Origin of the sequence: Rhodopirellula islandica (assembly GCF_001027925.1) — a bacterium.
Classification (GTDB): Bacteria; Planctomycetota; Planctomycetia; order Pirellulales; family Pirellulaceae; genus Rhodopirellula; species Rhodopirellula islandica.
On sequence record NZ_LECT01000038.1, the window covers coordinates 17,397 to 25,211 of the forward strand.

7 protein-coding genes are annotated in these 7,815 nt (G+C 57.6%); 4 read left to right on the forward strand and 3 right to left on the reverse strand.

All coding sequences use genetic code 11. The features are described from left to right. Window positions 1-11: 11 nt before the first annotated feature. Window positions 12-1,862: an ATP-binding cassette domain-containing protein gene (locus RISK_RS18225; RefSeq protein ID WP_047815765.1), complete on the forward strand. Its 1,851-nt coding sequence runs from the start codon at window positions 12-14 to the stop codon at window positions 1,860-1,862. Window positions 1,863-1,871: 9 nt separating this feature from the next. Then, the gene (locus RISK_RS18230) at window positions 1,872-2,651 is read left to right on the forward strand and encodes a CPBP family intramembrane glutamic endopeptidase (protein ID WP_047815766.1); all 780 of its coding nucleotides are present in this window, start codon (window positions 1,872-1,874) and stop codon (window positions 2,649-2,651) included. On the opposite strand, the gene RISK_RS18235 is transcribed toward RISK_RS18230, so the two are convergent. Continuing rightward, complete coding sequence (locus RISK_RS18235) at window positions 2,588-3,808, reverse strand: amidohydrolase family protein (RefSeq protein ID WP_236696424.1); 1,221 nt, start codon at window positions 3,806-3,808, stop codon at window positions 2,588-2,590. The genes RISK_RS18230 and RISK_RS18235 overlap by 64 nt on opposite strands. Here RISK_RS18235 and RISK_RS18240 point away from each other — a divergent pair. Both RISK_RS18240 and RISK_RS18245 read left to right on the forward strand, forming a co-directional pair. Further along, window positions 3,796-4,497: a DNA-3-methyladenine glycosylase gene (locus RISK_RS18240; RefSeq protein WP_047815767.1), complete on the forward strand. Its 702-nt coding sequence runs from the start codon at window positions 3,796-3,798 to the stop codon at window positions 4,495-4,497. The genes RISK_RS18235 and RISK_RS18240 overlap by 13 nt on opposite strands. 91 nt (window positions 4,498-4,588) lie before the next feature. After that, a complete protein-coding gene (locus RISK_RS18245) occupies window positions 4,589-5,221 on the forward strand; it encodes a phosphoesterase (protein ID WP_047815768.1) in 633 nt (210 codons plus the stop codon). Window positions 5,222-5,632: 411 nt separating this feature from the next. On the opposite strand, the gene RISK_RS30965 is transcribed toward RISK_RS18245, so the two are convergent. Beyond that, a complete protein-coding gene (locus tag RISK_RS30965) occupies window positions 5,633-5,806 on the reverse strand; it encodes a hypothetical protein (RefSeq protein ID WP_236696425.1) in 174 nt (57 codons plus the stop codon). A gap of 111 nt (window positions 5,807-5,917) precedes the next feature. Beyond that, entirely contained in the window at window positions 5,918-7,150 is a 1,233-nt protein-coding gene (locus RISK_RS18255) for a DUF1559 domain-containing protein (protein WP_047815770.1), read from the reverse strand. Between the last annotated feature and the right edge of the window lie 665 nt (window positions 7,151-7,815).

Genomic DNA, 7,815 nt, shown 5'->3' on the forward strand with positions numbered 1-7,815 from the left:
GGCTCGCAACGGTGAATCGCTTTTCCAGTCTGAAACAACCACGTCGCGAACCGGAAGCGGCGGGCGCACCCTTGCATCTGGTTTGCGCTGCCATTGCCGGTTTGATCATTCCGGTGTTGGTGGTGGTCTTCGGCATCATTGCGGTGCTGGTGGATGAAGGCGGTGGGTTGTCCCGTTCGCCGATTCAGTTGGGGACCCACCTTTCGATTCCGCTACCAGATTTCTTTTTGGCGCAGAACAAAGTCGTTCAGCTATTCAGCTTGGTGGGATTGTCATTGGCAATCGCGGTCGTGTTCTGCCTCGCCGTTTGGTTGCACCGACGCTCGGCCGACGCCCGGTCCAGACGCGTGATCAAAATGCTGCACTCTCGAACGTTGAAGCAAAGCTTGCGGCGGGCGGAAGTGGAAGGCGCTGCTGCCCAGCGTGAACGCGCTCGTTTGATCATCGGCCGGCATCTGCCCGAGGTCGGTCGAGGTCTCTCGCTGTGGTACCGCTCGATCCCACGCAGTGTGCTGATGTTGATCGGTTGCGTGACGCTGGCGTTGTTGGTCAACGTTTGGTTGGCGATTCTTGCGGTGATCAGTGGCGTGGCGCTGTGGCGTTTCTACGCGAAGCTCCGCAATCCCGATTGGTTGGAGCTCTCCCGTTTTGAAATCCCTCAGATTCGTGAGCGGTTGATTGGTTTGATCGGCGACGCGCCCATGATGGCGAGGTTGCAAGCGGGCGGTTTGGCCGATCAAGCTTACGAAGCGGAACTGGATGCACTGGATCGGCGGATTGCTGGCGATGACGCGCGACGAGGGCGATTGTGGCCGGTGATGATGATGGCCGGTGGCGTCGCGATCGCAGTCATGCTGCTGGGTTTGGGGCTGAACACACTGCAGGGTGAACAAGGTTTGAGCCTGCCTTCCGCATTGGTGCTCGGGTTGTCGTTGACCGGCGCGGCGTTGGCTGCGGCACGCTTGAGTGAACTCAAACGGCAACTCCGTCGCAGCAGCAAAGCTTGCGAATCGGTCTACTTGTATCTGCAACCCAACAGCGAAGTTTCTCCTAGCGAACAACGTGTTGGATTGGGCGGGCTTCGAGATTGCGTGACGATGGAAGACGTTTCGCTGCAAGATTCCGCCGGCAAAGCAATCTTGCGTGACTTGAGTTTGTCGTTGCAACCGAAGTCGCTGGTGGCTTTCCTCGGTACGGAAGAGGTTTCGACGCGTGCCCTGCTGGAATTGCTGATGGGGTTTGGTCGCCCGCATCGAGGCAAAGTTCAGATTGATGGCATCTCCTTGCTGGACGTTCACCCCCAGGCCCTCGCGAAAAACGTGATGTGGATCGGGCCCGACGGGCCGCTTTGGGAAGGTTCGTTGCGAGAGAATTTGATGGCGGGAGTCGACCGCAGTGTCGACAACCGTGACATGGTCGAAACCCTCGAGCGACTTGGGATCTACGAGCGGATCACTCGACTGCCCGAAGGCTTGGAGACGATCATTGAGCCAGGTTCCAATTTGGGATCCGGCGATGATTCGGAGTCGTTGGGAACCGATGTTCGCTACGCGGTTGGGATCGCCCGTGCGATGTTGCACCGGCCGCCGATTGTTCTTGCCAAAGAGCCCCCTGCCCCGACCGAACATGTCAACGAAGATCCCTGCTTGATTGCACTGCGTGAATTGGCGGATGCTGGCTCGTTGGTGGTCATGTTGCCTCACCGGTTGAAGACGTTACGTTCTTGTGATCGGGTGATGTTGCTCAATGGCCCCAACTTGGTGGGCGAGGGGCGACACACCGAGTTGCTGAATTCCAGCGATCTGTATCGCCATTTGAACTATTTGTTGTTCAATCCCTACCGACACCGAAGCCCATCCTGAGAGAGGCGTGTGACGCAAACCAACGAGGACGACGAACAAACCCCCGACGACGTCTTTCGAACTGCCGTCGCGGTCGAAGCCGGGTTGGGTGCCCTGGCGTTGATTCTTGGATACCTGCTGGGGCCGAGCGCCCGGGATTTGGTTCCGCCGCTGAACGAAACCGCTGTGCCGGCGGTGGTGGGTGGCATCGGGCTGGGGATCGTTGCGACCATCCCGCTGCTGTTGTTTGTCGCCGTGTTGCGGCGGATCAAACACCCCGCCATCGAAGAGCTCGACAAACTCGGGGATCACCCGATGATCGGTCTGATGCTGCGGCTGAATGGCTGGGAGTTGTTTGCGATCAGCCTGTGCGCGGGCGTTGGCGAAGAATTGTTGTTTCGCGGTTGGTTGTTGCCTTGGTTGGCCGGAGACGCTGCGTCCTTGGCTCCTGACCTGGAGGCTCCATCGCGTTGGTGGGCCTATGGTGGATGGCTCGGCAGTTTGCCCAACTCCGTCACCGAATTCGCATGGCCAGACGAAAGCCTGATGGCCTGGTGGTCTCGTGTGGGCGGCTGGGAATTGACCGCGGCTTGGTTGGTTTCTTCATTTGCCTTCGGGATGTTTCATCCGATCACCAAGCTCTACATCGCCATCACTGCCTTGATGGGGTTGTACTTTGGAGCGTTGTTGATCGTCAGTGGAAACCTGTTGATCCCGATCACCGCTCACGCCCTGTACGATGCGGTTCAGTTATGGGGTGCCGGGCGAGCGGAAGAAGAAGAGTCGGATGAAAAGTCCGACCAAAGCTGATCGACTCGATCGGCTTGTGTGGCAACGGTGATGAAGTTTGCCGGCATGCCAATCGCCAGCCTTCCATGGGTCGTGGATCGACCCAGTGCATCGGCACCGTTGGCAGTCGCCATGCGGAGAACCTCCGTTGGGATCAGGTCCTGGCGATGGCGGAGCAAGTGCTGGATCTCACTCCAAAGATTCAGGTCCGGGTTGCTGGCTCGGGAGTCCGTTCCGAGCGCCACGTTGATCCCAGCGGCTTGCAGTTCCGCGACGGGGTGTTGGGAGTGCCCAAAGAAATGATGGGTTCGCGGGCAGTACACCACGCTGCAATTCGGATGCGATGCGATGCGTTGGATTTCGCTTTCGTTCAGGTCGTTTCCATGAACGATCAACGTGCGAGGTGCTTTGGCGAGCAAGTCGATCAGATGCACCAACGGCGAAGGTGCTGCCCATGGAAAGAACTGGTCGACGGGCAACCCCAAGGCTTGCAGTGATTCAGCAAATGGTCCGGTCCCATGATTCAGTAAGTCTCGTTCAGCGGGGGATTCCGCCACGTGCATCGCCAAGGGAACCCGGTTTCGCTTGGCGGTTTCAATGCAGTGGTTGAGCAACGGCAGCGGGGTCGAGTAAGGAGCATGCGGGCTGATGGCGGCAGCACTGGCTTGCAAGTCTGGCGAGGCATTCTTTTCGAGGTGTTGTTCCGCCTGGGCCATCCGTTCGTCGCCCCGTGCTTGGCTCAGCCCGAGCACTTCGGCGAACGCGATTGTGTTGCTGGGGATCGTTTCCAGTGGCGTGGTCACGATGTCGGCGATCAATTGGGTTCCCGATGCGATTGCTTCCGCGTGCCCTTTCAGAACATGTTTCTGTCGCGTGTTGGTATCCACCATCCCACGGGTCGCGATCACTTCACGAATCCAATCAGCCAGTTCCATGCCGGCCTGCCCGATCGGTTGAACCAAGTCGCTGAATTCGAGATGCGTGTGCGCGTTGACCAGCCCCGGTAAAATCGCAACGTCGCCCAGGTCAACCAGGTCGCCTTCGACTTGGGAATCTTGAAACGGGCTGATCAAGGTCATGATTCCCGAGTCAACCACGATCATCCCATTGGGGATTGGATCGCCATCGATGGGCAGCAACCAGCGTGCGCGATAGGTTTGTTTCGATGAATGGTGCAAGGCAGAATCAGGTCAATGCGAATGACAAAGGAGACCGACAACTCGAATGGGAGGCGACGGAGTCGTTGCCGCCCAGGTTCTTTGATCGTCGCCCCGAGGTCGTTGCACGCCAGTTGCTGGGATGCGGGTTCGCTCGGCAGATCGCGGGCACCTGGATCGGCGGATGGATCGTGGAAACGGAAGCCTACCTGTCCCGGCGCGATGCTGCGAGTCACAGTGCACGCGGTGCAAAGCCGGGAAACGCGTCCATGTTTGGGCGGCCTGGCACATTGTATGTCTATCCCATTCACGCCAAGCATTGTGTGAATTTGGTCACCGGGTCGGTCGGTCGCGGGTCTGCGGTTTTGATCCGGGCTCTGGAGCCCGTTTGGGGAATTGACCGCATGGTGAATCACCGTGGTTTGGTGACGGAAGGGGCTCCCGATGGCAGGTCGCTGACAACCGGACCCGGGCGATTGTGTCAGTCCCTGGCGATCGATCGTCGATGCGACGGAGTGGATCCAATTGCCGATGAAAGCTGGCGTGTGTTCTCGGGCCCCAGTGTTCCACGCAATGGCATCACCACCACGCCCCGGATTGGAATTTCGCAGTCCGTTGAGTTGCCGCTGCGGTTCTTTGTGGATGGGAATCGGTGCGTGAGTGGCTTGGCTCGCCAGCATCGCCGTCCCCGTCGGGATTCGCTCCAGTGAGAATTCGCTACACTGCGACCGACCCATCGGTGGCCGGTTCGACGGCCCGGGGTGTCTGAACCGTCAGTTTGTCCATGACTTCCATAACAGCATGTCTTCCAACGCCACCACTGAAGAACACGTCCTTGTGATCCCCGCGACCTTGATCGAATCGATCGGGCAACTGGAGGGATTTGATCGCGACGTGGATCGATTCTTGCAGCCCATTTTAGCGAGCGATGAATTGTCCTACCGGCCTCGCAGCGCGATGGAGCTTGATCCCAGTTTCAAGCAGTTGATTCCCTACGTCGTGATGCAGTGGACGGATCCAGCGGACGGCAGCGTCAAATGGTTTCAGTACACTCGCGGTGGCGGTTCGGGCGAAAAACGCTTGCACGCCAAACGCAGCATTGGCGTTGGGGGGCATATCAGCCAGGAAGATGCGGGAGGCGACGAAGATCCCTACACGATCGGCATGCGTCGTGAACTGGACGAGGAAGTCACGATCGGTGCTCCCTACGTCGATCAACGTGAAGGACTGCTCTACGACCCCAGCAACGAAGTTGGCCGGGTGCACTTAGGTGTTGTCCACCGATTCATTCTGGACCAACCGCATGTCACCAGCAATGAACCCGAACTCGCCGAAGGCCAATTCGTTTCCGTCGATGTGCTTCGACAAGAACGCGAGAACTTGGAAACCTGGAGCCAGCTCACTTTGGACGCGCTGTTCCCAGCGACGGTGTAGTCGAGAGATGAAAAAAACTGCCGCCATGAACGGTTCATGACGGCAGCATCTCCCATCAAAACATGAACGCCGCCCTGGTGGCGACTGGAGGGGGGGGGACCACGTCACGATGGTCCCGTCCGTCGGAGCACAGTTCGCGATTGGGCGAGAGCACGGTGGTCATTTGGGAGTACGGTGGCATGCAATCGTGCCAACGATAGCCACGTCCCCAAACGGCTTGTTTGGTCAACCCAGCCGTCGCCAAAACTGCGGGCGATTGAGCGTTTGGGGCAGGCCCAAAAAAAGCGGCCAGCAATTGCTGACCGCTTTTTTTAATTTTCGAACCGTGCATTCAGGTCCTCACGTTCAATCAACAAGATGAGTGACTGCGAGAGCTTTCGTGCTCCGGCCAGTGCTCTTTTGAGCCCCGTGTTACTTCGTGCCTTCGTAGCCTTCGGTGATGGCATCGGCCTCTGCCAGTGCGGCTTCGTATTCGGCAATTTTTTCAGCGTCGGAATTATCGACAATGTTGCTGTTGCCGGAATCGCATCCGAGAGGAGCCAGGAACAAGCCAAGCAGTCCGAGAGTCAGCGTCCAATTTTTCATCGTTCAATCCAAAAGTGAGAGAAAATAAGCTGTCGAAATGAACAACTGCACTCCCATCTGTCAAAGATGGGAATGCAGTTGCGAAGTCAGTTGAGTGCAAGGGCAGCGAAATCAGAACTCGCCGTCGATCACTTCTTTTGCGGAACGCGATCCAAGAGCGCCCCAAAGTCCGTATGGGCTTGCACTGCCTGCTGTTGGCGATCCCGCGCGATCAGAGACCTGCGGTGCGTTCTTGTTGCCGGCTTCGATCGATTCGGTGATGAACTTGACCGCCCCGTCGCCCATCAGCACATGAACACCACCTTGGTGACGGCTCGAAGGAGGTGAAACCACGTCGCGGTGGTCGGTGCCTTCCGAGCAAAGCTGCGCGTTGGGGGCCAAGACCGTTGTCATTTGGGAGTACGGAGGCATGTAGTCGTGCCAACGGAATCCGCGTCCCCAAACCGATTGCTTCGAAACAGTGTTCGACCAGAACAACGGGCGTTCGGGATCGATGTAAGGTTCGGCGTACGAAGGGTTCAATCGGCATTCATTCTTTTCACTCGGGGCAGCGTGCGCGCCGGTGTTGGTTGCCACAGTGGTGCGTTTGTCGTTGTCGCCCAAGTCAGTTGCGATTTCTCCGCACATGATCGTGTTGGACAAACCATCCAGCGTGTCGCGGAATTTCATGTGACGTCCCGTGACAAACATGCCTCGGTGCGATGCATTCGAAGCGTTGGCGTGGGAGGTGTCCGAAATGTAGGGCAGCTTGCCACCTTCGCCGACTTCGTCGACATCCAGGTAGGAGTCACGGGAATACACGGCCGAGTCACCATGGCAGGCGGCGTAGTTGGTGCGTCCAAGCGATGGCAACCCAGTTCCCGGATCGCTGGGGCAACGAAGACCAGGAAGTTCGGTTGCCCACGGTGGGTATTGAACACGATCAGGGAACGGCCCCATCGATTGCCACGCGGGACTCCGGACGGAGCCATCGGAGTTGACGCTCAGCGGATTGGAGATCTGTTCCCACAAGCCCTGTTGCTCAACGAAGGGAAGCAAACCAACCAAGTAAGACAGGCGGTAGTTGGAGGAGATGTCTCCGTTTGGACCGCTGTCCCAAGGGTCACGCCCACCAACGGCGTAGGTTCCGGAGCCTTGCACAGGAAGGTTGTTGAATGCCGAATGGTAGTTGTGAACAGCCAAGCCGATTTGCTTGAAATTGTTGCTACAACTCATTCTGCGGGCAGCTTCGCGAGCGGCCTGGACGGCTGGCAGCAACAAGCCGACCAGCACGCCAATGATTGCGATCACCACGAGCAACTCCACCAGAGTGAAACCGCGGGGGCGGGAAATACGTGTGTTCATCAAAACCTCTATGGAACAAAAAAAGGATGGGATTGCCCTGGCTCTGAAAATTCAGTCCTGAATTCGGAGGGGCAAAGGCGATCGTTTCGGTGGGGCTTGGAGCCACCTCCCTGGCCGATTGCGTGTTGATCTGCTGCTCTTCTGGGGAAGGCGAATACGCGAATCCAGAAAGAGCCAACGGGTTATTATCTAACACACGCTCATTGTGAGGGTGTTGATGAAACTTTTGATACCAGGTGTTTTTTTCGAAATGATTGTCCTCGCCACCTGCATTTCTCTTGCGTGTACTTCTGGCGGTTGTTGCTGCTGCACTGGAAGGGTGGGTTGCCTTCGCGGAATCCCGATCAGATTCTCGTTTTTCTCCTATTGCAAAATCGGTGATTCAACTACTCTTCGGGGCCACAGAAGTCGGCGGCGTGCAAAGTGACGTCGCGATCGGCTTTTCTGCGACAGGTCTTCAGTGTGATCCTCTCGGCAACGACCCGAGAGGCGATCCAATCCGTCGAGCGTCTTGATTGATCGCTTGAGGCGGATTCTTTCTAGTGAATGAGAAGCGGCGTCGCGGTTGTGTCGGAATGCAAGGGTTCGAAAGTCGGGAGCGACTGATCGAACCGACGAGCAACCAGGTTCAAGGCTCTGAACGAGTCTTCTGGTTTGGCATTCCA

Bases quoted from the DNA above. Each gene is read 5' to 3' on its own strand.
- RISK_RS30965 (WP_236696425.1), bottom strand. From the start codon at position 5,806: ATGAAAAATTGGACGCTGACTCTCGGACTGCTTGGCTTGTTCCTGGCT.
- RISK_RS18255 (WP_047815770.1), bottom strand. From the start codon at position 7,150: ATGAACACACGTATTTCCCGCCCCCGCGGTTTCACTCTGGTGGAGTTG.
- RISK_RS18245 (WP_047815768.1), top strand. From the start codon at position 4,589: ATGTCTTCCAACGCCACCACTGAAGAACACGTCCTTGTGATCCCCGCG.
- RISK_RS18240 (WP_047815767.1), top strand. From the start codon at position 3,796: ATGAATGGTGCAAGGCAGAATCAGGTCAATGCGAATGACAAAGGAGAC.